Origin of the sequence: Streptomyces ovatisporus, assembly GCF_042653885.1 — a bacterium.
GTDB classification, from domain to species: Bacteria; Actinomycetota; Actinomycetes; order Streptomycetales; family Streptomycetaceae; genus Streptomyces; species Streptomyces ovatisporus.
Map to the genome: position 1 here is coordinate 506,083 of NZ_JBHSFH010000004.1, position 25,440 is coordinate 531,522.

The following is a 25,440-nucleotide window of genomic DNA, read 5'->3' on the forward strand; positions in this document are numbered from 1 at the left end:
GATGCGTCCGGGACCTCAACGAGGCACGGTCTGCCCTCAGTCACGTACGCGCTGATCAGATCGGTACCTCTGAACTGGATGAGGCGTGCGACGGGTTCCAGGAGCGATGGAAGTACGGGGCCGAGCAGACGAAAGAGATGATCGACGCCATTAGCGAAGGCGTGAAGGTCAGCAAGAAGAACTACCAAGAGGTCGAGGACGCGCTGGAGAAGACGCTCAAGGCCATTGAGCAGAAGTCCACTTCGGCAGGCAACAACGGGGGATAGAAACGATGGCTGCCAACCCATACCCGCACCTTGGATGGAACCCGGTACCTGGAGTACCCCAGGAAGTCGACAGGTTGCGGCAGAAGGTCACATCGGCGGCGTCTTCGCTGCGCAGCTGCCACAACCAGATCGAGAAGCTGCTCGGTGAGAGCAGCTACTGGGAAGGCGACGCGGCCGAGAAGTTCCGCGAAACGCTCGACGGGGACCTGCCGACGTACGTGAAGAACGCCGCTCGCTCGCTGGAGAAGGCGTCGGCGCAGCTGAAGAAGTGGGACGGGGAGCTTACTTCGAACCGGGATCTGGCACGGAAGTACGACGACGAGGCCGGAGAGAAGCAGAGCGCTGCAAAGAAGGCCAAGGCGCAGGTCGAGACTGCTGGGAAGCACCCCGACCTGAAGCTGGGCGGTAAGAACTACCCCAGCCAGGAGGAGGCCGACGCTGCGACGGAGCGGCTGCGCGCCGCCGAGCGTGAACTCGCCTCCGCTCAGGCCTCGTTGACCAAGGCGAACGAGTCGTACGACGACGTCATCGCCAAGGCCAGGAAGCTGGAAGCGCAACACGAGACCGAAGCGAAGGCGGTCGCGGAGAAGCTCAATGACGCCACCGACAAGCTGGCCCCCAAGTCTCCGCTGACCAAGATCCTTGAATCGATCTGGAACGGTATCAAGGACGCTGGCCAGTTCCTCCTGGACCATGCGGGGACCATCGGCGCTATCGCCGGCTTGCTCGCGCTCTTCCCAACCCCGCTGACCCCATTGTTTGCTGGCATCGCGATCGCTGCGAGCGCGGCGTCCATGGCCAAGAATGTCACCCACCCCGAGTTTCAGGACCAGTTGCTGGGCAAGGGGTCCGGCATGGATACGTTCAGCGCCTATGCCTCTCTGGCGGGTGACTTCGTGGGCATGGTCCCAGGAGGCAAGGTACTGGCCACCGCGGGACGAGAAGCAGCGCTTGCTATCCGCACAGCCGATGAAGCGGGTGAGGTCGTATCTCGGACGGGCACGTTCACGCGAGAGCTTGGCACCGTCCTGAGGTCGGAGACATCCGCACAAGGCGCGTGGGACGCTGCTGGGGAGAGCGCAAAAGGGTCTGCCAAGCTCATGGGGAGCATCTCGGCCAATGGTCTCAACGTAGGCGCAAACGTCATCTCCTCACTGGAAACCGAGGGAAAGTTGCCCGAAGACGGTGCTGGTCACAACGCCGCAGAGACAACCAAGGCTGCAGCAACGGCACACAGCATCGCGGAAATGGCGGGAATACTGTGACGCGCCATAGTCGTATGGAGAGTAGGCCCCTCACGACGACCGAAACATCATCGCCGAAACCCGCATTCTGGTACGGAATCCCGCACGGGTATCACTCTGTCGACCTGACTCCCTCAATTGCACAGCTTGGCTCTCTGATCGAGCAGGTGCGCGAGCTTCCCAGGGTGATGAGGGGGCAGGCAGAGGGGGTCCTGCGCTTCTACTCGAGTTTCGCCATTTCGATGAAGAGGCAGCATGTCCAGGTGTGCTTGGTCGGCATGCATCCGGACGGAAACGGCGGCTTCCCACTGTCGGTTCTTACCGTGTCGACTATCCCGGCACAGGGCACGAACGCTGAGATGGTCGTTGCCAACATGGCGGGGATCGGTGCTGCCGAACGCCCTGAAGATGGCATTGTCCCCCTGAGGCTTCCGTGTGGCACGGGTTTCCTCGCTGAACGGCAGCTGCGCACGACGGCGCCGGGTGGGTCGCCTGAGGGGGATGGCCGCCCTCTGACAGGCGTCGTCTGGCAGGGCACCGTGGCGGTTGCGGAGCCTGACCGGTCATCGGTCATCCTGCTCCAATTGGTGACGCCTGCTACCGACCAAGCCGACGACTACCGGGACATCCTCGTCGGAGTGGCGCACACGGTTACCTTCACCGACCCATATGCCGAGGGCTCGGGAAGAGTCTGCGATGGCGGTGGGCCAGAGGGGCACGCCGCCGAGGCAATACGAAACGACTTCGGATGAGCTCCGATTAATCGAATCTGGAGGAACGACCATGCCGGTGTCACCGGAGACGTCGCACGATGCGTTGGATCCGCATCAGGTACTTCGCCATAACTACGGCCTGTTTGCCCGTCGCTTGGGTCTGCGTGTAGGGATTTCGGGGTTCCTACTCGTATTGCCGCTGATCCTGGGCGCGCTGGGAGTTCCCAGCGCTTTCTTGTCTGCTGCTCCGGCAGCTATCGGTGTCATCGGACTCGGGTTTACTTTCGTCAACTTCAAGGGTCACCCCCTCCGGCTCCGCAAGTGCAGCAAGGTGCTGGACGCGTACCCCTTGGAGCCGGGAACGGTCACCCGGCTCGGTAAGCCCACGCAAACCCACAATCAGACCTTTTACACGCTGGACGTACGCCGAGGGGAAGGTGCGGAGGGTGGAAAGATGCGTGCGGTCGAACCCCAGGGGCTGAACAGGTGGCCCAAGGGAATGGAAGAAGGCGTGTACATGGCCGGGGACTTGGCGTTCGGCGGTGTGATCGTGGTGCCCGGCAGCAAGGCCCTGCTTCTCATGCGTCCCGAGCCTTGGGACGAGGCTGCGCCGAAGCGGAACGCCGCCGCACCCGACCGCATCGAGCGGGCCAGGCGGGCCGGGATCGAGTTGATCCCCTTCTAGCGGCAACAGGCTGGAAGTCCCGCCGCCGACGGTCAGTTGATGGCGGGCGCCAGGTCTGGGACGTCAACCACGCCCGGCCCGCTCGCAGTTGTGGGCCCGGAAGAGCCCCGGGCCCACAACTGCGAGGCAGAGATCAGGATCCGTACACCGACCCGCTGAAGACCTTTTCCAGCTTGTCGAACTCCTCCAGGCAGCGACCCGTGCCGATGGCGACGCAGCTCAGCGGGTCGTCGGCGACGAAGACGGGCATGCCCGTCTCCTTCGCCAGCCGGTCGTCCAGCCCGTGCAGCAGCGCGCCGCCGCCGGTGAGGACGATGCCGCGCTCCATGATGTCGCCGTACAGCTCCGGCGGGCAGGCGTCGAAGGCCGTGCGCACCGCATGGACGATGGCGGCGACGGGCTTCTCCGTGGCCTCCCGGATCGCCTCCTCGCTCAGCTCCACCGTCTTGGGCATGCCGGTCTCCTTGTCACGGCCGCGCACCGGTGCCGAAGTGCCGCTGCCCAGCGACATCTTGACGTCCTCGGCTGTGCGCTCGCCGACCGCCATCGAGTGATGCTGTTCGATGTAGGAGGCGATGGCGGCGTCCAGGGCGTCCCCCGCGACCCGCGCGGAGTGTGTGACGACCGTGCCGCCCAGGGAGATGATCGCCACCTCGGTGCTGCCGCCGCCGATGTCGACGACCATGGATCCGCGCGCTTCGTGCACCGGTAGCCCGGCACCGATCGCGGCCGCCATCGGCTCCTCGATGAGGTGGACGGAACGGGCACCCGCCCGTGCGGCGGTCTGGAGAACGGCCCGGCGCTCGACCCCGGTGACACCACTGGGCACGCAGACGACGACCCGGGGACCTCGGCCCCGCCCGACGCGTGCCGCGCGGATGAAGTGACGCAGCATGCCTTCGGTCGCCTCGAAGTCGGTGATGACGCCGCCCTTGAGGGGGCGGGTCGCGGTGATGGAGCCCGGAGTCCGGCCGACAGCCTGCTTGGCCTCTGTCCCCACGGCGAGCACCTTGCCCGTGCGTGACTCGACGGCCACGACGGAGGGTTCGTTGAGGATGATGCCGCGTCCGCGTGCGTAAACCAGCGTGTTGGCGGTGCCGAGGTCTATGCCGATGTCACGCGTGCTGAACGAGCTGCTCTTTGCCATGTGCTCTCGCCGTGTTAGGTGCGGGGGTGTGCCGAAATGTCTCGCTGCGCTTGCAGCATACCCAACTGTCCCGGTTTCAGGACAACTCGGCCCCCAGAAACCTGAGATCGCAAAGGCGCTGGTCGGAGCGGCTATTCGCATCGAACACGGGGCCGATCGTTCGGTTCGGTGGCATAGACCCCGGCGAGTCTGGATAGCTATGCGCTGGAGTCCGAGCGCGCGGTGCCCGTGACTGAAGCCTTGGCGTCCTGGGTCGGCCGCGCCGTAGGCCACCGTCTCAGCAACCGGAGGTTCCCCATTACCGCGCGACCGACGCAGGAATTCGGAGACAATCCCGTCGACGTCCGGGAGACCGGACATTACACGGAGGAATACGTCCCAAGTTTCGTGGACAAATGGGACTCTCTCATAGACTGGGAAAAGCGCTCACAGAGTGAGGGCAATTTCTTCATCGACCTGCTGCGAAAGCACGGCGTGAAGAGTGTACTCGACGTCGCCACCGGCACCGGATTCCACTCGGTGCGGCTTCTCGAGGCAGGGTTCGACGCTGTCAGCGCGGACGGCAGTGCCGACATGCTGTCGAAGGCGTTCAGGAACGGAATGGAGAACGGCGGCCACATTCTCCGGGTCGTCCAGGCGGACTGGCGATGGCTGAACCGGGACGTGCACGGGGAGTACGACGCCATCGTCTGCCTCGGCAACTCCTTCACGCACCTGTTCTCCGAACGTGACCGCCGCAAGGCACTCGCCGAGTTCTACGCGATGCTGAAGCACGACGGCGTTCTCATCCTGGACCAGCGCAACTACGACGCGATGCTGGACCGCGGATTCTCCAGCAAGCACACGTACTACTACTGCGGTGAGGACGTCGCAGTCGAACCGGAGTACCTGGACGAGGGGTTGTGCCGCATGCGCTACGACTTCTCCGACGGCTCGGAGTACCACCTCAACATGTATCCGCTGCGGAAGGACTACACCCGCAGGCTCATGAGCGAGGTGGGCTTCCAGCACATCGAGACGTACGGCGACTTCCAGCACACCTACCGTGAGGAACAGCCGGACTTCTTCGTGCACGTGGCCGAGAAGGAGTACCGCATGGACGAGGGTGAGAGCGCCTACTCGGCCGCTGTCAGCACCGCCCGCACGTACTACAACTCGGCCGACGCCGACGCCTTCTACCACTCGGTGTGGGGCGGCGAGGACATCCACATCGGCCTGTACGAGAGTTCCGCGGAGCCCATCGCGGACGCCAGCCGGCGCACCGTGCAGCGCATGGCCGACAAGCTCGGCCTCGACGAGTCCTCCGTCGTGCTCGACCTCGGTGCCGGGTACGGCGGTTCGGCCCGCTACGTGACCGAGACGTACGGCAGCCGCGTCATCGCGCTCAACCTGAGCGAGGTGGAGAACGAGCGGAACCGGCAGGAGAACGCCCGCCGCGGACTCACCGACAAGATCGAGGTGGTGGACGGCTCGTTCGAGAGCATTCCCTGCCCGGACGAGAGCGTCGACGTCGTCTGGTCGCAGGACGCGTTCCTGCACAGCGGCAACCGCCTCAGGGTCCTGGAGGAGATCGCCCGCGTACTGCGCCCGGGCGGGCAGCTCATCTTCACCGACCCCATGGCCGCGGACGGTACGTCCACGGGTGAGCTTCAGCCCATCCTGGACCGCATCCACCTCGACACGATGGGCTCGCCCGGCTTCTACCGGCGCGAGTTGGCCCGGCTCGGGTTCAGCCCGGCGAGCGAAGGCGGCTTCGAGGAGCACCGCGACCAACTCGTCAACCACTACGGCCGGGTGCTGGAGGAGACCGAACGACAGGAGGCCGAAGGGCTCGCCGGCAAGGTGAGCAGCGACTACCTCACGCAGATGAAGAAGGGGCTGAAGCACTGGGTGGAAGGCGGCACCGAACGCCGACTCACGTGGGGCATCTTTCACTTCAAGCGATGAGAAACGATTTTGCGGCGCCCTGAGGGCGTCGTCGGACGGCCCGTGCACACTCCGCTTTGCTGCAGACGCGTAGGCAGGACGCCGCGCGACCGCGCGCGTCAGGGGAGGCGCGGGCCGTCCCCCCGCGGCTCTTCGCGGTCCGGGCTCCGGCCGTCCTGTCCCGGAAGGGTGCCCCGGCTCCCTGCGGACCCCTGCTCCGGTGCCCGTGCCTGTGGAGGCTGCTGCGGCGGTCCCTGGCGTAAGGAGGACGGGAACTGCTGCAGCACGTCGCGGAACCGGTGCTCACCCGTACCCGGGACGGGCGGTATGCCGGAGGCCGGGCCCGCGGCGAGCAGCCTGCTCAGCCCCCGCCGCGTCGCGGCGACCACGACACGGTCGCCGCCCTGGAGCACGTAGCCGGGATGGAGGCGCCACTCCAGTTCGTTGGCGCCGGTCGCCGAGACGGACGACAGGTCCTGCCGCCGTTCGTCCTCGTCCGCGGTGTCCAGCGCGACGACGCGCCATGCCTCCGCCCGGAAGGCGGTGGCCACGGTGCGTCCCTCCAGCAGCGGGTTGCCGCGCACCTCGACGGTCGCGAAGACCAGCACGCGGCGGCCCACCGAGATCGCCCCCAGTACCTGGCGTCCCATCATGGCGCCGGCGAACGCGGGGGCGGCGAGCGCCGAGACGCTGCGGCTGCGGGTCTGCGCCGCCGGGTACGTGTCGCGCAGGGTGCGGTAGACCGTGGCGGCGAACTGGTCGTCGAACAGCCGCATCACGACGCGGAGTTCGGCCTTGATCTGGCGCGCGTTGAGTGAGGCCTCCAGATTGATGCCGTCGGTGCTGGTGAGCGCCAACAGGGCGCGGCTGCGTTTGATCTTGGCTTCCTCCAGCACGCCGTCGTCGGTGACGTCTGCGATGAGGGTGGGCACGCGCCGTCGGCGGGCGAGGGCTATTCCCCGCGCCTCCGGGTCCCGTTCGATGCACAGGACGGGGATGTTCAGCTCCAGTAGCCGCTCCAGGACGTGCTTGCCCACCTTCCCCAGGCCCACCAGCACCACATGGCCCGAGAGCCCGCGTGGCGGGTTCGGCAGCGCCGCCGCCTTGCGGAAGGCGCCGTAACTCTCCAGCACGACGGCGAGGAGCAGCGGCAGCAGCATCATCCCGGCGAGCGCGGCGAGCAGTTGGAGGATCTGCTCTCCGGCGGGCTTCTCCAGGTTGGGCTCGTTGATGGCGAAGACGTCGAGGAGCGTGACGTACCCGGCGTGCAGCGGGGTCTCGCCCGACATCGCCCAGCTGACGGTGGCGAGGGTGAGGACGACGGCCGTCATGGCGAGCAGCGAGTAGCGCAGCCGCCGCGAGAAGAGCTCCTTGAGAGCCAGCATCCGCGGCAGCCGCGGCCCGCGCACCGCACCGGCGCGGCCCCGCCGGGTGATGGCCTCCAGCACCACGGCGCCCCGCTCGGGCGACAGCCCGGCAAGGTCCTCCTCGTCGGGGAGGAGCACGGGGCCGTCGTGCGTACGGATGCGGTGACGCTCCCCGCGGTCTGCACGCGGGCCGGGTCCCGTGCCTCGTGCGGCGGCGTCTCCGTCTCCGGGGCGTTCTCCGGCAGCGTCCTGCCCGTCCGGCTCCGCCGTGCCGGCGGCCGCGCCCCCGGTGGGGCCGCCCACGCCGTCGCCGGTGCCGTCGTCGGTGCCGTCGGCCGGGTCCCGGGCTGTGTCTTCGGCGGAGTCGTCCACGCCCTCGTCCACGGAGCCACTGCCGCCGTCCTCTGCTGTGCCCTCCCCGTCCTCCGTGTCGTCGGTGGAGGGCAGGAGTGCGAGGGTGCACAGCGGGTTGCGGCGGTCGACCGTCCGCAGCGTGCGCTCCTTCGCCCGCAGCAGCAGCCCGTCCGCGTAGAGGATCTTGTCGCTGCCCACGACGGCCGCCGCGACGATGGACGGAGCCGCCGTGTCGGAGTCGGAGAGAACAGTCGTGGTGGCGTCGGCCATCGCCCCGCCGAGGACCGGGTCGGACGCCCTCGCTCCGCGGAGCCGGGCGGCGCGGTCGAGCAGGTCCGCCAGATAGCGGCCGAGGTTCTGGTTGAACATCCGGATGACCAGCCGGACTTGCGGGTTGAGCCGGCGCGCACGCAGCGCGATGTAGATGTTCAGCTGGTCGTCGCCGGAGGTGAGCGCCAGCGCGCTCGCCCGCTCGATTCCGGCGCTGATCAGCGCCGTGTCGTCGGGGACCCGGGCTTCGACAGCGTCCACGGAGAGTTCGCCCGCACCGACCAGTTCGGCGATCTGCGGGCCGTGGTTGCCGCCGCGCAGCGACGGCAGGACGACGGTCACGTGCTGCCCGTAGACCGTGGCCAGTTCCTTGCAGACCCGCTGTGCGAGAGCGTTGTCACCGCAGACGACCATGTGTCCGCGCAGGGCTCCGGGCTCTAGGCTGCTGTCCATGGCCGCCAAGGACAGTTCCCCCTTGAACATATGTGTCTTCTGCTCAGCCGCTGAACTCGACGCCGTCTACACGGAGTCGGCGCGCGAGTTCGCCGAGCTTATCGGCAGCCGCGGACACTCGCTGGTGTGGGGAGGATCGGACTCCGGACTGATGAAGGTCGTCGCCGACGGCGTCCAGCGGACCGGCGGACGGCTCGTGGGGATCTCCGTCGACTTCCTGCAGGGCCTGGCGCGGGAGAACGCGGACGAGATGGTCGTCACGGCGAACCTCGCCGAACGCAAGGCACAGCTCCTGGAGCGCGCGGACGCCTTCGTGGTCATGGTGGGCGGTACGGGGACGCTCGACGAGGCGACCGACATCCTGGAGCTGAAGAAGCACGGGCTGCACGCCAAGCCCGTGGTCCTGCTGAACACGGCGGGCTACTACGACGGTCTCCGCCAGCAGCTCGCCAGGATGGAGGCAGAGGGCTTCCTGCCCCTGCCGCTGGCCGAACTGGTCGCCTTCGCCGACGACGGCGTACGGGCACTCCAGCTGCTGGAGGCATGAGAGCGCCGCGGCCGGGGCCGGTCGCGGGCCCCCGCGGGCCGGGGGCGGAACCCGGGCCCACGGCGAGGGGCACCGCCGATCCGCCGACGGTGCCCCGTAGTCCGTGCCGCCGCTGTCACTTCCTGTTGTACAGGCGCATCGTGAGCGTGCCGAACACCGCGATGAGGACGCCGGACGCGATGAGCGTCCAGCTGATCTCGCCCCCGGGCCAGTCCCCGTCCATCAGGCCGCGGACCGCCGCGACGAGGTGCGTGACCGGGTTGACGTCGACGAACGCCTGCAACCAGCCCGGCATCGTGCTGGGCTCGACGAGGATGTTGCTGAGGAAGGTGAGAGGGAACAGCACCATCATGCTGACGCCCATCACCGACTTCTCCGTGCGCAGCAGCAGCCCGAACATCGTCCACAGCCACGAGAAGGCGAACGAGAAGACGACCAGCAGGGCGATCCCGGCGAGCACTCCCAGGAAGCCGCCGCCCGGCCGGAACCCCAGCACCAGCCCCACCGTCAGGATCACGACCGAGGCCATGGTGTACCGGAAGGCGTCGCCGAGCAGATAGCCGACCATCGGGGCGGGACGCCAGATCGGCAGCGTACGGAAGCGGTCGAACACCCCTTTCTCGATGTCCGTGTTGACCGAGACGCCGGTGTACATGGTGGTCATCACGACGCTCATCACCATGATGCCCGGCAGCAGGAACTGCAGGTACTCGGTCGTCGAACCCGCCAGCGCACCGCCGAAGAGGTACGTGAACATGAGCGTCATCATGATCGGGAACGCGGTCACGTCGAAGAGCTGCTCGGGCACGTGCTTGATCTTCAGCATCGCCCGCCAGCCGAAGGTGAGGCAGACGGACAGCGCACTGGGGCGCGGGGGTCTCGGTCCGGCGACGAGCACAGCGGCGAGGTCCTCCGGTCTCCCCTGCGACGACCGGCCTCTCTGCGGCGTACGCGCTGCGGAAGCGGTCATCGCGGCGGTCGCGGTGGTCGAGGCCGAGGAAGGCGAGGACGCCGTCGAGGCCGAGGACGCCGACGGAGAGGTCGCGGGTGTCGGGGCGGATGCGGGCGTGCTGCTCATGAGCGTGTCTCCTCGGCGGCGTGGCCGTTCTGCGAGCTGCGCGAGACAGGCGAGCGGCCGTCGGCCGGCTGGTCCTCGTCGTGCGCGGGGTGGTCGGTGAGGGCGAGGAAGACCTCGTCGAGGCTGGGCTGGCCCAGCGAGAAGTGGTCGACGGTGATACCGGAACGGGTGAGCTCCGCCAGCGCCAGCGCGGCCTGTTCGGCAGCTCCGCGCTCCGTGCCGCCTCCCTGTACGCGGGCAGTCAGCGCGACGGGGTCGGCCTCCGGCTGCACTTGGGCGGCGAGCGTCTGCGAGAGCACGTGCCGTGCCTCCTCCCGCTGACTGCCGTCGCGCAGGCGCAGATGGATGGAGCCCGCACCGACGGACGACTTCAACTGCCCCGGTGTGCCTTCGGCGATCACCCTGCCGTGGTCGATCACGGCGATACGGCCCGCGAGTTGGTCGGCCTCGTCCAGGTACTGCGTCGTGAGCAGCACCGTCGTGCCCTGTGCGACGACGGCACGCACGATGTCCCACACCTGGTTGCGGCTCCTGGGGTCCAGACCCGTGGTGGGCTCGTCCAGGAACAGCAGGTCGGGGGTGTTGAGGATGCTGGCCGCGATGTCGATGCGCCGCCGCATGCCCCCCGAGTACTGCTTCACCTGGCGTCCGGCGGCCTCCTCCAGCCCGAACGCCTCCAGCAGCTTCGCCGCGCGCTTGCGTGCGGACTGCTTGGAGTGGCCGAGCAGCCGGGCCAGCAGCACGAGGTTCTCGGTGCCCGTCAGGTCCTCGTCGACGGAGGCGTACTGCCCGGTGAGGCTGACCCGGGACCGTACGGCGTCCGCCTCGCGCAGCACGTCGTGCCCGAAGACGCGGGCCTCGCCGCCGTCCGGGCGCAGCAGGGTGGCCAGCATCTTCACGGCTGTCGTCTTGCCCGCGCCGTTGGGGCCGAGCACGCCGTAGACCGTGCCTGCGGGGACCCGCAGGTCGATGCCGTCGACGGCTCTGTTGTCACCGAAGACCTTCACCAGTCCTGACGTCTCGATCGCCGGACCGTCGTGCTGCCGCGGCGTGGTGTGCTTCGCGGTATCGGTACGCATCGCTGCCCTCCCTCTTTCTCGTCGTGATGTGCCGTGCGACGGTACGACGCGGCGCGTACAGAAGCCGCCGGCTCACAGCGGTCAGACCGGGCAGCCCGTGAAAATTCATCGGCGGCACGCCACCGGTTCGTGAGCGGGTTCGAACCTGCGCGACCATGGAGACATGGCAACCCATCTGATCACCGGTGCCGGGTCCGGCATCGGCGCCGCCGTCACGCGGCGGCTGCTCGACCGTGGCGACGAACTCTGGCTGCTGGCACGGGACGCCGGCCGGGCCAAGGAGTTCGAGGAGCGCTTCCGGGGCGTCCGTACGCTCGTCGGCGACCTCGCGGAGCCCGAACGCCTGTCGTGGGCGCTCGGCCACCAGGAACTGCCCGGTCATCTGGATTCCCTGCAGCACATCGCGGGAGTCGTGGAGCTCGGAGAGGTGGGCGAACTCACGGCGAAGGTATGGAGCAGCACTCTCGCGGCGAACCTGACCGCTCCCGCCGAGCTGACGCGGCTGCTGCTGCCGCAACTGCGTCTCGCCCGGGGACACGTCCTCTTCGTCAACTCCGGTGCCGGGCTTCGCGCCAATCCGCAGTGGTCCGCGTACGCCGCGAGCAAGCACGGGCTGAAGGCGCTCGCCGACGCGCTGCGGGCCGAGGAGAGCGGGCACGGCGTGCGCGTCACCTCCGTCTATCCCGGCCGCACCGCCACGCCCATGCAGGAGAAGGTGCACCGCCAGGAGGGCAGGGAGTACGACCCGGAACGCTGGATCCCCGCCGACGCCGTGGCCACGACCCTGCTGACCGCGCTGGACATGCCGCGCGGCACGGAGATCACCGACCTGACCGTGAAGCCGACCGCATGAGCACCACACCGCACGGAACGGACACCGGCACGGACACCCCCCGCACGGACGCCGGCACGGACTCGCCCGTCTCCGGCCGGACTTCGGCGCGCCTCCCGTGGGGCCCCGCCGCCGCCACCGGCATCGGTTCGATGCCCGGCGAGGACGCCCGTGAGGCGGCCCGTACGGTCACCGGCACCCTGGAGTCCCTCCCGTTCCTGCCGGAGCTGCCCGCGCGGGGCCCGGGAGCGGACATGACCGGCAGGACGGCCGGCCTGCTGGTGGAGCTCTACGCGCACCTCGAACCCAGCGGCTGGCGGCTCGGCGACCGGCCGGGACGCGACACCCGGCGGTCCCGCTCCTGGTTGAGGGAGGACCTCGACGCGCTGGAGGAGTTCACGCAGGGCTTCCAGGGAGCGCTGAAGGTCTCGGCCGTCGGCCCCTGGACGCTCGCGGCGACCCTGGAGCGGCGCAACGGACAGGCCGTGCTGGGGGACACCGGCGCGCGCCGCGACCTGGCCGCCTCCCTCACGGAGGGGCTGCTCGCCCATCTCGCGGACGTACGGCGCAGGGTGCCCGGCGCACAGCCCGTACTGCAGCTGGACGAACCGTCGTTGACGGCGGTGCTGCGCGGCCGCGTGCCCACCGCCAGCGGTTACCGCACTCACGCGGCCGTGGACAGGGCCGTGGTGGAGGGCACGCTGCGGGAGCTGGTCTCGGCCGTGCGGGTGCCGGTGGTGGTGCACTCGTGTGCGCCCGAGCCGCCTTTCGCGCTGCTGCGCAGGGCCGGGGTCACGGGGGTCGCCTTCGACGCCGCACTGCTCACCCAGCGTGAGGACGAAACGATCGGCGAGGCGGTCGAGGGAGGCACGGCGCTGTTCGCGGGTGCCGTACCCGGCGTCGCGCCGGCGTCGGGTGCGTTGTCAGACCCTGCCGGTAGCGTCAGTGGTGTCAGGTCGCTGTGGCGCAGGCTCGGGCTGGCCCCCGCACTCCTCACGGAGTCGGTGGTGGTCACTCCGGCGTGCGGGCTCGCGGGCGCTTCACCCGCGTATGCGAGCGCCGCGCTCGCCCACTGCGTCCGGGCCGCGAGATCCCTCGCTGACAACCCTGAGTAACGGGAGGACGAGACGGTGGCCGGGGAACAGCATTCGACAGTGCCCGCCGAGGCGCGTGAGAAGCATCAGCGGCTCGCGGAGCAGATCGAGGAGCACCGCTTCCGTTACTACGTGCGGGACGCACCCGTCGTCAGCGACGCCGAGTTCGACCGGCTGCTGCGCGAGCTGGAGGCCCTGGAGGCCGAGCACGCGGAGCTGGTGACGCCCGACTCCCCGACGCAGAGGGTCGCCGGGCGGTACGAGACGGAGTTCACGGAGGTCGCCCACCGCGAGCGGATGCTCTCGCTGGACAACGCGTTCGACGAGGCGGAGCTGACCGAGTGGGCGGACCGCGTCGCCCGTGAACTGGAGGGCGTGGAGCACCACTTCCTCTGCGAGCTCAAGATCGACGGTCTCGCCGTCAACCTCACCTACGAGCGGGGGCGGCTGACCCGCGCCGCCACCCGGGGGGACGGCCGCTCGGGCGAGGACATCACGCCCAACGTGCGCACCATCGCCGACATCCCCGAGCGGCTGAGCGGCGAGCGCATCCCGGATCTGGTCGAGGTCCGCGGCGAGGTCTTCTTCCCGATGGAGCGGTTCGAGGAGCTCAACGCCCGTCTGGTGGAGGCCGGTGACAAGCCGTTCGCCAATCCCCGCAACGCGGCGGCCGGTTCGCTCCGCCAGAAGGACCCGAAGGTCACCGCCACGCGTCCGCTGCACATGGTCGTGCACGGCATCGGCGCCCGTGAGGGCTTCGAGGTCGACACCCTGAGCCATGCGTACGACCTGCTGCGCGAGTGGGGCCTGCCGACCTCCACCCACACGAAGGTGGTCGACGGGCTCGACGGCGTCCGTGAGTTCATCGAGCACTACGGGGAGCACCGGCACTCCGTCGCGCACGAGATCGACGGCGTCGTGGTGAAGCTGGACGAGGTGCGCCTCCAGGGCCGCCTCGGCTCCACCTCCCGCGCCCCGCGGTGGGCCATCGCGTGGAAGTACGCGCCGGAGGAGGTGAACACCAGGCTGGTCGAGATCCGCGTCGGTGTCGGCCGCACGGGCCGGGTCACGCCGTACGCGGTGGTGGAGCCGGTGACGGTCGCCGGTTCCGAGGTCGAGTTCGCCACCCTCCACAACCAGGAGGTCGTGCGGTCCAAGGGCGTTCTCATCGGGGACACCGTGGTGCTGCGCAAGGCAGGGGACGTCATCCCGGAGATCCTGGGTCCCGTCACCGACCTGCGGGACGGCAGCGAGCGGGAGTTCGTGATGCCCGGGCACTGCCCGGACTGCGGGACGGAGCTGCGGCCCATGAAGGAGGGCGACATCGACCTCCGCTGTCCCAACGCCCGTTCGTGCCCTGCCCAGTTGAGGGAGCGGCTGTTCTATCTGGCGGGCCGCAAGAGCCTGGACATCGAGCACTTCGGCTACGTCGTCGCCACCGCCCTGACACAGCCCCTGGAGCCCTCGGAGCCGCCGTTGAAGGACGAGGGCGGGCTCTTCGACCTGAAGGCCGAGGATCTGCTGCCCATCAAGTCCTACGTCCTGGACCCCGACACGGGCCTGCCCAAGAGCGACCCGGAGACGGGCGAGGAGAAGGTCGTCACCCTCTTCGCCAATCAGAAGGGCGAGCCGCGGAAGAACACGCTGGCGATGCTGGAGAACATCCAGGCCGCCAAGGAGCGCCCGCTGGCCCGGATCATCACCGGTCTGTCGATCCGGCACGTCGGGCCCGTCGCGGCCGAGGCGCTGGCCCGGGAGTTCCGTTCACTGGACCGCATCGCGGAGGCGGACGAGGCGGAACTCGCCGCGACGGAGGGTGTCGGCCCCACCATCGCCGCCTCCTTGAAGGACTGGTTCGCGGAGGAATGGCACCGCGACATCGTCGAACGCTGGCGCGCGGCCGGCGTCCGCATGGAGGCAGAGGGCTCGGCAGAGGCCGGCCCGCGGCCCCTGGACGGGATCACCGTCGTCGTCACCGGGACCCTCGCCACGCTCACCCGGGACAGCGCGAAGGAGGCGCTGCAGCAGCGGGGCGCGAAGGTGACCGGGTCGGTCTCGAAGAAGACCGGGTTCGTGGTCGTCGGCGAGAGCCCGGGATCGAAATACGACAAGGCCGTCCAGCTGAGGGTGCCTATTTTGGACGATGACGGACTCGCCGTTCTGCTGGAGCAAGGGCCGGACGCGGCGCGCCAAGTGGCCGAAAAACACCCCGAATAGGGTGCTGAGGGCTCGTCAACTGTCCTCCCTTTTCTCGGTGTTGTGCGCGGGTCACAGGTGTCTCATGCGTTTACGCCAGGGTATGCACTCAGGAGCCGCACTGTTATCGGCCGTTGCTCCTGAAAGGGGCCGGATAAGCCGGGTCGCGCACAGCGAACCCCGGCCGATCGCTGCCCTGGCAGCGCTGTGCGGCCTACTGTTGATGTGTGTGCCTGGTTGGCGAGCAGGCACGGACGGCTGCGAGAGGGACGGGCATGCAGGAATTTCCTGGGGGCCACGGCCCCCCGTACTCCGGCCTGCCCGACGGCGCGGGCGGCAGTACGGGGTCCACGGCCGGAGCGGAGGACGTGCCGTGGGTGCAGCGCATCGCCGCGCTGAGGGTGCCCGGACTGCCGTTGCTCATCGCCGTCGGGGCGGGGGTGGCGCTGGGCGCGGGTGTCTTCCGCGTCCTGTCGCAAGGACACGCACTCTTCCCATCCGGGGTCGCAGGCTGGTCGTTGGCGGTGCTCACCGGCGTCATCGTCGGACATCTCGTCGCCCTCGGCCGTGACCGCTGGTGGGGCGGCACCGGTTCGGGCGCAGCGCTCACCCTCGCGATCCTGCTGCTCTACGGCTGGGTTCCCGCAGTCCTGGTGAGCCTGGCGGTCGTCGTGCTGGTCGGTGCGGCACGCCGGCACAGGTGGCGTCAGGCGGTGCTGCACGGTGCCGTGGACATCCTCGGCATCGGAGCGGCGGCCCTCGCGCTTGCGGCGTTCGGCGTGCATCCCTCCGTGGAGAACCCCTGGGAGCCCGAGAACTGGGGCTACTCGGCGCTGCCCGGCATCGTCCTCGCCGCCTGCGCCTATCTGGTGGCCACGCGCACCCTGCTGTGGTTCTCCTACACACCCCGCAAGACGGCGATGCTCACCGTGCTGCGCCGGTCCCTGCTCCGTCAGGGCCTGGTGGCGCTCGCGCTGCTGGGAATATCGCCGCTGATAGCCGTCGTCGCCGCTCACCGTCCGGTGCTGCTCCCGCTGTTCACGGTGCCGCTGATCGCACTGGACTCGACGCTGTGGATCGCGCGGGTACGGGCGGAGGAGGCACTGCGCGACCCGCTGACGGGACTTCCCAACCGCCAGTGGCTGCTGGAGCGCACCTGGTCGGCGCTGGAGGAGGCCGACCGTACCGAGGCTCGCGGCGCGCTCGTCCTCATCGACCTGGACCGCTTCCGCTCTGTCAACGACACCCTCGGCCATCTCGCGGGCGACAGGCTGCTGTTGAAGATCGCGGAGCGGTTGCGCGGAGCACTGCCGCGCGGGGCGGAGGCGGCGCGACTCGGCGGTGACGAGTTCGCCGTCCTGCTGCCGCTCGCCGACTCCACCACGAGCGCCATGCGCGCCGCCCGCACCCTGGTCTCCGCCCTCGGGTCCCCGCTGGACCTCGACGGCCTCACTCTCGTCCTGGAGGCGAGCGCGGGCGTCGCGGTCTTCCCCGAGCACGCGCGTGAAGCCGAAGGGCTGCTGCGCCGGGCCGACGTGGCCATGTACGAGGCGAAGCGCGACCGCACGGGCGTCGAGGTCTACGAGGCGACGCGCGACGGCAACACCCCCGACAGGCTGGGGCTCCTGGCCGATCTGCGGCGGGCCCTCGACGCGGGTGAGGTCGAGCTCCACTACCAGCCGAAGGTCCGCTTCGACGGTGTGGTCTCCGGTCTGGAGGCGCTCGTGCGCTGGGTGCACCCGGAACGCGGCCGGGTGCCCCCGGACGAGTTCATCGCCATCGCCGAGACGTCCGGACTGATGCCCCGCCTGACGGAGTACGTGCTGGAGACGGCTCTCGCGCAGGTCGCCCGCTGGCGAAAGGGCGGCCTGACCGTACCGGTCGCGGTGAACGTCTCACCGCGCGACGTGCACGCGCCGGGCTTCGCCGGGGCCGTCGCCGGGAGGCTCGCCCGGCACGGAGTCCCCGCCGGGGCCCTGCAGTTGGAGATCACCGAGCACGTGCTCCTGGAGGACCCGCAGCGCGCCGCCGACACCCTGGCCGCTCTGGCCGGGCACGGCGTGAAGATGTCGCTGGACGACTTCGGCACCGGCTACTCCTCGCTGGTGCACCTGCGGCGGCTCCCGGTGAGCGAGCTGAAGATCGACCGCTCGTTCGTCGCCCGCCTCGCGGTGGACGCGGAGGACGCGGAGATCGTCCGCTGCACGGTCGATCTGGCGCACTCACTCGGCCTGCTGGTCGTGGCCGAGGGCGTCGAGGACGACGAGACGTGGGAGCGCCTCCGGGACCTGGGCTGCGACGCCGTGCAGGGCTGGCTCGTCGCGGCGGCCATGCCCCCCGACGAGACGACGGCATGGCTGCGGGCGCGCGACGGTGTCCCGGACTCCTTGGAACGCGCCCGGCCGCAGGCCGAGTTGGAGTGCGGGTCCCCGCCGGCGACGGGTTCCACCTCGTCGCGGCACACGCCGGGCCCCTCAGGGGGTGCACCCCGCTCGTCGGGACCGCAGTCCCCGGGCCCGACCCAGTCCCACGACGCGAACCGTCCAACAGGCTGGCAACCAGTCCAGTAGCGCGCGCCGATCGTCATACTGCGGCCCGGCAGACGCCCTCGCGACCGTCTGCCGGGCCGCAGCGCGCACCGGGCCACCGCACTCCGGCCGGGGCGCCGCCGCGCGGCCTCCGGACTGTCCGGCAGGCGGCGGCGCACGCGCTGACCTGCGGAGCTCCCGCCGAACCGGACGCCGGCAGGTCCCCGGACGCACCGCTGCACCGGTCGCGCCGAGCCGCACCGCGGTCCTCCCGTCCGGCTCGGCACCGCCCGCGTGTGCCCGGCGGCACGGGCAACGGCACGGGAGCCATAGGATTGGGGCGGAAAATCCAACACTCACCCAGAGGACCGCTGCATGCCTGGCATCTCGCGCGAGGAAGTCGCCCACCTCGCCCGGCTGGCGCGCCTGGAGCTGAAGGACGAAGAGCTCGATCACTTCGCCGGACAGCTCGACGACATCATCGGCGCGGTCGCCGCCGTGTCCGATGTCGCCGACGAGGACGTACCGCCGACCTCCCATCCGCTGCCGCTCACCAACGTCATGCGCCCGGACGCCGTGCGTCCCGGGCTGACCCCCGAGCAGGCGCTCTCCGGCGCCCCGGCGCAGGAGCAGCAGCGTTTCAAGGTGCCGCAGATCCTCGGGGAGGACTGATCGCGATGGCCGATCTGACCAGACTGACCGCCGCGGAGACCGCGGAGCGGATCGCGAGCGGCGCCGTCAGCGCCGTCGAGGTCACCGAAGCGCACCTCGCGCGGATCGACGCCGTGGACGAGAAGGTGCACGCCTTCCTCCACGTCGACCGCGAGGGCGCATTGGCGAAGGCCCGTGAGGTCGACGGGAAGCGGGCCCGCGGCGAGCAGCTCGGCCCCCTGGCCGGTGTGCCGCTGGCGCTGAAGGACATCTTCACCACCGAGGGCGTGCCCACGACCGCGGGTTCGAAGATCCTCGAGGGCTGGATCCCGCCGTACGACGCGACCGTGACGCGGAGGCTCAAGGAAGCGGACGTCGTCATCCTCGGCAAGACCAACATGGACGAGTTCGCCATGGGGTCCTCGACGGAGAACAGCGCCTACGGCCCGACCGGCAACCCCTGGGACCTGACCCGCGTTCCGGGCGGCTCCGGGGGCGGTTCCTCCGCCGCGATCACCGCCTACGAGGCGGCGCTCGCCATCGGCACCGACACCGGCGGTTCCATCCGCCAGCCCGCCGCCGTCACCGGCACCGTGGGCGTCAAGCCGACGTACGGCGGGGTCTCGAGGTACGGCATGGTCGCCTTCTCCTCGTCGCTCGACCAGGCCGGGCCGTGCGCCCGCACGGTGCTGGACGCGGCGCTGCTGCACTCCGTGATCGCCGGCCACGACGAGCTGGACTCGACCTCCATCGACCGGCCCGTCCCGGACGTGGTCGCCGCCGCGCGCAACGGAAGCGTCGACGGCCTGCGTGTGGGCGTCGTGACGGAGTTCCGCGGAGAGGGCTACCAGGCAGGTGTGCTCCAGCGCGTCGACGAGACCGTGGAGTTGCTGCGGGAGCTCGGCGCCGAGATCGTCGAGGTGTCCTGCCCTTCGTTCACGAAGGCGCTGGCCGCCTACTACCTGATCGCACCCTCGGAGTGCTCGTCCAACCTCGCCCGCTTCGACGCCATGCGCTACGGCCTGCGCGTGGGCGACGACGGCGCGCACTCCGCGGAGGAGGTCACCGCGCTCACCCGCGCGGAAGGCTTCGGGGACGAGGTCAAGCGCCGGATCATGCTGGGCACGTACGCCCTCAGCTCCGGCTACTACGACGCGTACTACGGCTCGGCGCAGAAGGTGCGCACGCTCATCACCCGCGACTTCGAGCGGGCCTTCTCCCAGGTGGACGTGCTTGTCTCGCCGACCACGCCGACCACGGCCTTCCCGCTCGGCGAGCGTGCCGACGACCCGATGGCCATGTACCTCGCCGACCTGTGCACCATCCCGGCCAACCTGGCCGGCAACGCCGCCATGTCCGTTCCGTGCGGCCTGGCTCCGGAGGACGGCCTCCCGGTGGGGCTGCAGATCATCGCTCCGGCCATGGCCGACGACCGTCTCTACCGTGTCGGTGCGGCGCTCGAAGCCGCCCACCAGGCACGTTGGGGTCACCCGCTGCTCGAGGAGGCACCGTCGTTGTGAGTGGAAACCTGCAGAAGGCCAAAGGGTTCAAGAAGTCCAGGATCGGCATGTACGTGTCCATCGCCGGCTCCCTGTTCGGTGCGGTCAGCACCATCAAGCGCGGCCGGGAGGCCAAGCGCGAAGGCGACACGCTCCAGCTGATCGACGTGGCCGTGTCCGCGGCGGGCATCGTCACGGGCGTCGCGCTCCTCGTGCGGGAGCTGCGGCAGCTCGACATCGACGATGTCCTCGGGGACGACTGAGAGGCAATTTCCGTGACCGTCACTGAACTGGTGCCTTACGAGGACGCGTTGGCGTCCTACGACCCCGTCATGGGCCTGGAGGTCCACGTCGAGCTCGGCACCCGTACGAAGATGTTCTGCGGCTGTTCGACGACGCTCGGCGCGGACGCCAACAGCCAGACCTGCCCGACCTGTCTCGGGCTGCCCGGCGCGCTGCCGGTCGTCAACGCGAGCGGCGTCGAGTCGGCGATCCGTATCGGCCTCGCGCTCAACTGCCGTATCGCGGAGTGGTGTCGCTTCGCCCGGAAGAACTACTTCTATCCGGACATGCCGAAGAACTTCCAGACCTCCCAGTACGACGAGCCCATCGCCTTCGACGGCTATCTCGACGTGCAGCTGGAGGACGGCGAGGTCTTCCGTGTCGCAATCGAGCGCGCGCACATGGAGGAGGACACCGGCAAGTCGACGCACATCGGCGGCGCCACCGGCCGCATCCACGGTGCCTCGCACTCCCTGCTCGACTACAACCGCGCCGGCATCCCGCTGATCGAGATCGTCACCAAGCCGATCGAGGGCGCGGGCGAGCGCGCTCCCGAGGTCGCCAAGGCGTACGTCGCCGAACTGCGGGAGCTCATCAAGGCGTTGGGCGTCTCCGAGGCCCGCATGGAGATGGGCCAGATGCGCTGCGACGTCAACCTTTCGCTGCGTCCCCGGGGTCAGGAGACCTTCGGTACGCGCAGTGAGACGAAGAACGTCAACTCGCTGCGCAGCGTCGAGCGGGCCGCCCGGTTCGAGATCCAGCGGCACGCCGCGGTGCTCGACGCGGGCGAGAAGATCGTCCAGGAGACCCGGCACTTCCACGAGGACGACGGCAGCACCACGTCGGGGCGCGTGAAGGAAGAGGCGGAGGACTACCGCTACTTCCCCGAGCCGGACCTGGTTCCGGTGGCCCCGTCCCGTGAGTGGGTCGAGGAACTGCGCGCCGGGCTGCCCGAGTTGCCGCGTGTGCGCCGCAACCGGCTGCGTGAGGAGTGGGGCATCTCGCAGCACGAGATGCAGTCCGTGCTCAACGCGGGCGCTGTCGGCCTCATCGTCGCCACGGTCGACGCGGGTGCCCCGGCCGACCAGGCGCGAAAGTGGTGGATGGGCGAACTGGCCCGCCGCGCCAACGAGACCGGCGCCGACCTCGCCGACCTGCCGATCGGTCCGAAGGAGGTCGCCCGCGTCTGCGAACTGGTCCAGGAGGGCTCGCTCAACGACAAGCTGGCGCGTCAGACGATCGAGGGCGTGCTGGACGGCGAGGGGACGCCCGACGAGGTCGTCGAGAAGCGCGGGCTGAAGGTCGTCTCCGACGAGGGTGCGCTGGGCGCGGCCGTGGACGAGGCGATCGCCGCGAACGGCGACGTCGCCGAGAAGATCCGTGGCGGCAAGGTGCAGGCCGCGGGCGCTCTGGTGGGCGCCGTCATGAAGGCGACCAGGGGGCAGGCGGACGCGGCGCGCGTGCGGGAGCTGATCCTGGAGAAGCTGGGCGTCGAAGGCTGAGAGCCGGTCCGGGCCCGGCTCCGCCGAGTGGGGCCCGGCACCGGCAGGACAGGACAAGACAGGACAGGAGCCGGGGGCGGTCCCACGCGGGCCGCCCCCGGCTCCTGCCGTGTGACCGCCCACGCCTCTCGTCACCCGGTGTGACCTGCTGGTATGCGGTGCTGCCCTGCCTGTGTGGTCCTGGACACAAAGCTGGCCAAGGATCTTCGTCAGGTGTCACGCTGCAAGGACGGTCACATCACGACGGCATCACGACCGCCTCGTCACCGCCGCGCTCGGCACCGCAAGGACAACCCGAACCGGGTGATCGAGCCCCCGCCACCTGGGAAGGTCGAAGCACATATGACGGCTCTCGCCCGCTGGTGCCTGCGCCGCCGTCTCGCCGTCGTGCTGCTGTGGTGCGCCGTACTCGTGGGTGTGGGTACGTCGGCGCTGGTGGCCGGGTCCGGGTACTCCAACAAGTACGACGTGCCGGGCACCGAGACCGCCCGCGCGAGCACCCTGCTCAGCGAGGCATTCCCCGACCGCGCAGGCGACAGCGACACCATCGTGTGGCACACGGACTCGGGCAGCGGGGCGGACGACGCCACCGACAGCGTCCGCGACACCGAAGTCAGAGAACGGATGGACCGGGCTCTCGACGGCATCGCGGACCTGCCCGGGGTCCGGACCGTCACCAGCCCCTACAGCCAGGCGGTCGAGCCTCCCCCGGAACCCGGACAGCAGGGACACGAGGAGCGCATCAGCCGCGACGGACACACCGCTTACGCCACCGTCACGTTCGACTCCTCAGTCGAGGACGTCGAGAAGAAGGACGTACAGGCCGTCGTCGACACCGCCAAGAAGGCGGGCGGAGACGTGAAGGGCCTCCAGGTCGAACTGGGCGGTCCGGGCGTCGCCCTCACCGAGGAGCAGGGCGGCCACCTGAGCGAAGCGGTCGGCATCGCCGTGGCGGCGGTGGTGCTGCTGCTCGCCTTCGGATCCTTCGCGGCGATGCTGCTGCCGCTGGTCACCGCCCTGGTCAGCGTCGGCACGGCCATCCTCGGCATCGGCCTGCTCAGCCACGTGATGACGATCGCCGACTTCGCGCCCATGCTGGGGACGCTGATCGGGCTGGGTGTCGGCATCGACTACGCCCTGTTCATCGTCACGCGGCACCGGCGCGGGCTGAAAGAGGGGCTGCCTGTCGAGGAGGCGGCCGAGCGGGCCCTCGCCTCGGCCGGGCGTGCGGTCGTCTTCGCAGGTGTCACCGTGTGCATCGCCCTGCTGGGCATGCTCGTGCTGCGGCTGGACTTCCTCAACGGCGTCGCCGTCGCCGCCTCACTGACCGTGGTCCTGGCGGTGCTGGCGTCGGTGACGCTGGTGCCGGCGCTGCTCGGCGTGATCGGCATGCGGGCGCTCAGCAGACGCGAACGCAGGCGGCTGGACGCCAACGGGCCCGAGCTGCCGGCCGGGACGGGTGAGCCGGGCGAGCGGGACGGTCCCGGTGAGCCGCGGCGTGCGGGAGTCACTCCCCGCGCCGCGCCGGCCGGAGCCGCAGCACGCTGGTCGGCTTTCGTGGCGCGCCATCCCCGGCTGCTGGGCGGCTTCGCCGCAGCGGTGATGGTGGTGCTGGCCGTCCCGGTCACCGGGCTGCAACTGGGCACGTCCGACCAGGGGAACAACCCCACGACCTCGACCAGCCGCCAGGCCTACGACCTGCTCGCGGAGGGCTTCGGGCCCGGCACGAACGGTCCGCTGACCCTGGTTGCCGAGATCGACGGCGCCGCGGCGAAACTCGCCTTCGAGGAACTCCCCGCAGAACTGCGCGACGTCGAGGGCGTGGCCCACGCCTCGGGCGGCGAACTGAGCGGCAGCGGCAGTACGGGCGTGATCACGGTCGTCCCCGACAGCGCACCTCAGGCGCAGGAGACGTCCCAGCTCGTCGAGCACCTGCGTACGGACGTGCTTCCGGAGGCGTCCGACTCCAGCTCTCTCGAGGTCCGCGTCGGCGGCGTGACGGCAGCCCACGACGACTTCGCCGACGTGATTCTCGGCAAGCTCCCGCTGTTCGTGGGGATCGTCGTCTCGCTGGGCTGTGTGCTGCTGCTGCTCGCGTTCCGCAGCATCGGGATTCCGCTCAAGGCTGCGCTGATGAACGTCCTGGCGGTGGCCGCCGCCTGCGGAGTCGTCGTCGCCGTCTTCCAGTGGGGGTGGGGGAGCGGCCTGCTGGGACTGGGCGGGCCCGGGCCCGTCGAGCCGTTCCTGCCCGTGATCATGGTCTCGGTGCTCTTCGGGCTGTCGATGGACTATCAGGTCTTCCTCGTCAGCCGCATGTACGAGGAGTGGCGGCAGACGGGAGACAACTGCAGAGCGGTACGCGTCGGACTGGCCGAGACGGGACGGGTGATCAACTCCGCCGCCGTGATCATGATTGCGGTCTTCGGCGCGTTCGTGCTCAGCGGCGACAGGATCATCGCCATGTTCGGCATCGGGCTCGCGGCGGCCGTCGCACTGGACGCCTTCGTCCTCCGTACGCTGCTCGTCCCGGCACTGATGCACATGCTCGGCGGTGCGAACTGGTGGCTTCCCGCCTGGCTCGAACGCCGCCTCCCGCGCCTGAGCATCGAGCCCGAGCAGGTACCCGTCCCGGAACCCGGGCAGGTGCCCGCGCCGGCACCGGAACCGGTGCCGGAACCGGTCGGTGGCGGAGCCCACGCCGCACTGCCCGGACCGCGCCGCGGAGCTCTCATCGGACTCTCAGAATCGACCCCTACGGTGACGCCCCATGGCTACCGAGACAACGAAGACTGAGAAGACCGAAGAGACCGCTACCGCGCCGGAAACCGAGCGCGAAAAGGTCACGGGCGTGGGGTCGACCGGCCCCGAGGCCACCGATACCGAGGACGCCGCTGTGGCGAAGGACGCCGTCGAGGCCGAGGACGACTCACCTCACGTCGAGGACGACGACCCCGGCGTGGACGCCGTCGAGCCCGCCACCGCTGTACGCGGCGGTTTCGGCGCCGGCGCGGCAGCCGTCGTCAGCGCCGGACTGGGCCTGTGCTCCCTGACGGGTACTTCGCTGAGCGAGATGCTGCGTGAGCGCAAGCAGATGATCGGTCAGATCGAGGCCAGCTCGCAGCCCCCGACCGGAGGCGGCGGCGGGGCCGACCAGATCACGGCGCTCTACGGGGCCCCCTGGCACGCGTCCGCCCTCTTCAACGGTGTCTTCGCACTGCTCGCCGTCGTCGTCGGCGGCATTCTTCTGGCCCTGGTCAGCAAGCGTGCCGACACCGGCTCGTGGGTGAAGGCCGTGGCACTGGGCGGGCTCATCCTGGGCATCATCGGCCTGGTCGTCGCGGGCGGCATGTACCTGGATCTCTTCGCATCCCAGCCCGAGGTTCCGGGTCAGCCTTCCTGACGCCGGCGCCGCATGCCGGACGTGCCCCCGCAGCGGGCGCGCCCCGCCGTGCGGCCTCTCCGCGTACGGCCCGTGAGCGGGCCGGGGAAACGCATCGGCGGTGAACCCGCCGGAGGCGCGTCCTCGTCCCGCTCACGGGCCGTTTCCGCGTGCCTGCCGGACGGACGTCCGGCCGTGTCATGTGTCGGACGGGGACCGGATGAGAATCGGCGGAGAGTCCGATGAGAAGCCTCTGAGACCGTGTTCTACGTGGTGAGCGCGGTGGTTGGTGCGCTTGCCACCGCCCCGTCGGGCGGTCTCCCCGGGCGGGCCCCGGGCTGGTCGACC

General features: G+C 69.8%; 20 protein-coding genes. 16 read left to right on the plus strand and 4 right to left on the minus strand.

The window, feature by feature from the left end:
• Positions 1-137: 137 nt before the first annotated feature.
• The 4 genes from ACFPA8_RS07055 to ACFPA8_RS07070 are packed head-to-tail and all read left to right on the plus strand — an operon-like array spanning position 138 to position 2,908.
• A complete protein-coding gene (locus ACFPA8_RS07055; RefSeq protein ID WP_386443895.1) occupies positions 138-266 on the plus strand; it encodes a hypothetical protein in 129 nt (42 codons plus the stop codon).
• 5 nt (positions 267-271) lie between these two features.
• A complete protein-coding gene (locus tag ACFPA8_RS07060) occupies positions 272-1,531 on the plus strand; it encodes a WXG100 family type VII secretion target (protein ID WP_386443898.1) in 1,260 nt (419 codons plus the stop codon).
• 14 nt (positions 1,532-1,545) lie between these two features.
• Positions 1,546-2,262 (plus strand): hypothetical protein, encoded by a 717-nt coding sequence (locus ACFPA8_RS07065; protein WP_386443900.1) that lies wholly within the window; start codon positions 1,546-1,548, stop codon positions 2,260-2,262.
• Positions 2,263-2,293: 31 nt separating this feature from the next.
• Positions 2,294-2,908 (plus strand): hypothetical protein, encoded by a 615-nt coding sequence (locus ACFPA8_RS07070; RefSeq protein ID WP_386443903.1) that lies wholly within the window; start codon positions 2,294-2,296, stop codon positions 2,906-2,908.
• A gap of 133 nt (positions 2,909-3,041) precedes the next feature.
• Here ACFPA8_RS07070 and mreB read toward each other — a convergent pair whose 3' ends face one another.
• Positions 3,042-4,055 (minus strand): rod shape-determining protein, encoded by a 1,014-nt coding sequence (gene mreB, locus ACFPA8_RS07075; protein ID WP_386443906.1) that lies wholly within the window; start codon positions 4,053-4,055, stop codon positions 3,042-3,044.
• A gap of 228 nt (positions 4,056-4,283) precedes the next feature.
• Between mreB and ACFPA8_RS07080 the strand changes: the two genes are divergently transcribed.
• A complete protein-coding gene (locus tag ACFPA8_RS07080) occupies positions 4,284-6,002 on the plus strand; it encodes a glycine/sarcosine N-methyltransferase (protein WP_465270230.1) in 1,719 nt (572 codons plus the stop codon).
• 98 nt (positions 6,003-6,100) lie between these two features.
• On the opposite strand, the gene ACFPA8_RS07085 is transcribed toward ACFPA8_RS07080, so the two are convergent.
• Entirely contained in the window at positions 6,101-8,425 is a 2,325-nt protein-coding gene (locus tag ACFPA8_RS07085) for an NAD-binding protein (RefSeq protein WP_386443911.1), read from the minus strand.
• A 22-nt stretch (positions 8,426-8,447) separates the two neighbouring features.
• Here ACFPA8_RS07085 and ACFPA8_RS07090 point away from each other — a divergent pair, with 22 nt between their 5' ends.
• Positions 8,448-8,972, plus strand: a complete 525-nt coding sequence (locus tag ACFPA8_RS07090; RefSeq protein WP_386444705.1) for an LOG family protein — start codon at positions 8,448-8,450, stop codon at positions 8,970-8,972.
• Positions 8,973-9,087: 115 nt separating this feature from the next.
• On the opposite strand, the gene ACFPA8_RS07095 is transcribed toward ACFPA8_RS07090, so the two are convergent.
• Together ACFPA8_RS07095 and ACFPA8_RS07100 are read right to left on the minus strand one after the other, a co-directional pair.
• Positions 9,088-9,942 (minus strand): ABC transporter permease, encoded by an 855-nt coding sequence (locus ACFPA8_RS07095; protein ID WP_386444707.1) that lies wholly within the window; start codon positions 9,940-9,942, stop codon positions 9,088-9,090.
• 104 nt (positions 9,943-10,046) lie between these two features.
• The gene (locus ACFPA8_RS07100) at positions 10,047-11,129 is read right to left on the minus strand and encodes an ATP-binding cassette domain-containing protein (protein ID WP_386443914.1); all 1,083 of its coding nucleotides are present in this window, start codon (positions 11,127-11,129) and stop codon (positions 10,047-10,049) included.
• A 163-nt stretch (positions 11,130-11,292) separates the two neighbouring features.
• On the opposite strand from ACFPA8_RS07100, the gene ACFPA8_RS07105 reads away from it, so the two are divergent.
• The 10 genes from ACFPA8_RS07105 (at position 11,293) to ACFPA8_RS07150 (ending at position 25,113) form a co-directional block, all read left to right on the plus strand.
• A complete protein-coding gene (locus ACFPA8_RS07105; RefSeq protein WP_386443917.1) occupies positions 11,293-11,982 on the plus strand; it encodes an SDR family oxidoreductase in 690 nt (229 codons plus the stop codon).
• On the plus strand, positions 11,979-13,076 hold the full coding sequence (locus ACFPA8_RS07110) for a methionine synthase (RefSeq protein ID WP_386443920.1): 1,098 nt from the start codon (positions 11,979-11,981) through the stop codon (positions 13,074-13,076). The genes ACFPA8_RS07105 and ACFPA8_RS07110 overlap by 4 nt, the downstream gene beginning before the upstream one ends.
• A gap of 15 nt (positions 13,077-13,091) precedes the next feature.
• Positions 13,092-15,272 (plus strand): NAD-dependent DNA ligase LigA, encoded by a 2,181-nt coding sequence (ligA, locus tag ACFPA8_RS07115; RefSeq protein WP_386443923.1) that lies wholly within the window; start codon positions 13,092-13,094, stop codon positions 15,270-15,272.
• A 254-nt stretch (positions 15,273-15,526) separates the two neighbouring features.
• Complete coding sequence (locus tag ACFPA8_RS07120; RefSeq protein WP_386443926.1) at positions 15,527-17,821, plus strand: putative bifunctional diguanylate cyclase/phosphodiesterase; 2,295 nt, start codon at positions 15,527-15,529, stop codon at positions 17,819-17,821.
• A gap of 333 nt (positions 17,822-18,154) precedes the next feature.
• Positions 18,155-18,451 carry an Asp-tRNA(Asn)/Glu-tRNA(Gln) amidotransferase subunit GatC gene (gene gatC / locus ACFPA8_RS07125; RefSeq protein ID WP_386443929.1) on the plus strand — a complete coding sequence of 99 codons (297 nt, stop codon included), beginning with the start codon at positions 18,155-18,157 and terminating at the stop codon, positions 18,449-18,451.
• Positions 18,452-18,456: 5 nt separating this feature from the next.
• Entirely contained in the window at positions 18,457-19,950 is a 1,494-nt protein-coding gene (gatA, locus tag ACFPA8_RS07130) for an Asp-tRNA(Asn)/Glu-tRNA(Gln) amidotransferase subunit GatA (protein WP_386443932.1), read from the plus strand.
• Entirely contained in the window at positions 19,947-20,192 is a 246-nt protein-coding gene (locus tag ACFPA8_RS07135; protein WP_386443935.1) for a hypothetical protein, read from the plus strand. The genes gatA and ACFPA8_RS07135 overlap by 4 nt, the downstream gene beginning before the upstream one ends.
• A 12-nt stretch (positions 20,193-20,204) precedes the next feature.
• Positions 20,205-21,713, plus strand: a complete 1,509-nt coding sequence (gatB, locus tag ACFPA8_RS07140) for an Asp-tRNA(Asn)/Glu-tRNA(Gln) amidotransferase subunit GatB (RefSeq protein ID WP_386443938.1) — start codon at positions 20,205-20,207, stop codon at positions 21,711-21,713.
• Positions 21,714-22,055: 342 nt separating this feature from the next.
• Complete coding sequence (locus tag ACFPA8_RS07145) at positions 22,056-24,506, plus strand: MMPL family transporter (RefSeq protein ID WP_386443941.1); 2,451 nt, start codon at positions 22,056-22,058, stop codon at positions 24,504-24,506.
• On the plus strand, positions 24,481-25,113 hold the full coding sequence (locus ACFPA8_RS07150) for a hypothetical protein (protein ID WP_386443944.1): 633 nt from the start codon (positions 24,481-24,483) through the stop codon (positions 25,111-25,113). Before ACFPA8_RS07145 ends, ACFPA8_RS07150 begins: the two co-directional genes overlap by 26 nt.
• The last annotated feature ends 327 nt before the right edge of the window (positions 25,114-25,440 follow it).

Excerpts from the sequence above, each read along its gene's own strand:
- ACFPA8_RS07055 (WP_386443895.1), top strand. The coding sequence starts at position 138 with ATGATCGACGCCATTAGCGAAGGCGTGAAGGTCAGCAAGAAGAACTAC.
- ACFPA8_RS07060 (WP_386443898.1), top strand. The coding sequence starts at position 272 with ATGGCTGCCAACCCATACCCGCACCTTGGATGGAACCCGGTACCTGGA.
- ACFPA8_RS07065 (WP_386443900.1), top strand. The coding sequence starts at position 1,546 with ATGGAGAGTAGGCCCCTCACGACGACCGAAACATCATCGCCGAAACCC.
- ACFPA8_RS07070 (WP_386443903.1), top strand. The coding sequence starts at position 2,294 with ATGCCGGTGTCACCGGAGACGTCGCACGATGCGTTGGATCCGCATCAG.
- mreB (WP_386443906.1), bottom strand. The coding sequence starts at position 4,055 with ATGGCAAAGAGCAGCTCGTTCAGCACGCGTGACATCGGCATAGACCTC.
- ACFPA8_RS07085 (WP_386443911.1), bottom strand. The coding sequence starts at position 8,425 with ATGGACAGCAGCCTAGAGCCCGGAGCCCTGCGCGGACACATGGTCGTC.
- ACFPA8_RS07095 (WP_386444707.1), bottom strand. The coding sequence starts at position 9,942 with ATGACCGCTTCCGCAGCGCGTACGCCGCAGAGAGGCCGGTCGTCGCAG.
- ACFPA8_RS07100 (WP_386443914.1), bottom strand. The coding sequence starts at position 11,129 with ATGCGTACCGATACCGCGAAGCACACCACGCCGCGGCAGCACGACGGT.
- ACFPA8_RS07105 (WP_386443917.1), top strand. The coding sequence starts at position 11,293 with ATGGCAACCCATCTGATCACCGGTGCCGGGTCCGGCATCGGCGCCGCC.
- ACFPA8_RS07110 (WP_386443920.1), top strand. The coding sequence starts at position 11,979 with ATGAGCACCACACCGCACGGAACGGACACCGGCACGGACACCCCCCGC.
- ACFPA8_RS07120 (WP_386443926.1), top strand. The coding sequence starts at position 15,527 with ATGCAGGAATTTCCTGGGGGCCACGGCCCCCCGTACTCCGGCCTGCCC.
- gatC (WP_386443929.1), top strand. The coding sequence starts at position 18,155 with ATGCCTGGCATCTCGCGCGAGGAAGTCGCCCACCTCGCCCGGCTGGCG.
- gatA (WP_386443932.1), top strand. The coding sequence starts at position 18,457 with ATGGCCGATCTGACCAGACTGACCGCCGCGGAGACCGCGGAGCGGATC.
- ACFPA8_RS07145 (WP_386443941.1), top strand. The coding sequence starts at position 22,056 with ATGACGGCTCTCGCCCGCTGGTGCCTGCGCCGCCGTCTCGCCGTCGTG.
- ACFPA8_RS07150 (WP_386443944.1), top strand. The coding sequence starts at position 24,481 with ATGGCTACCGAGACAACGAAGACTGAGAAGACCGAAGAGACCGCTACC.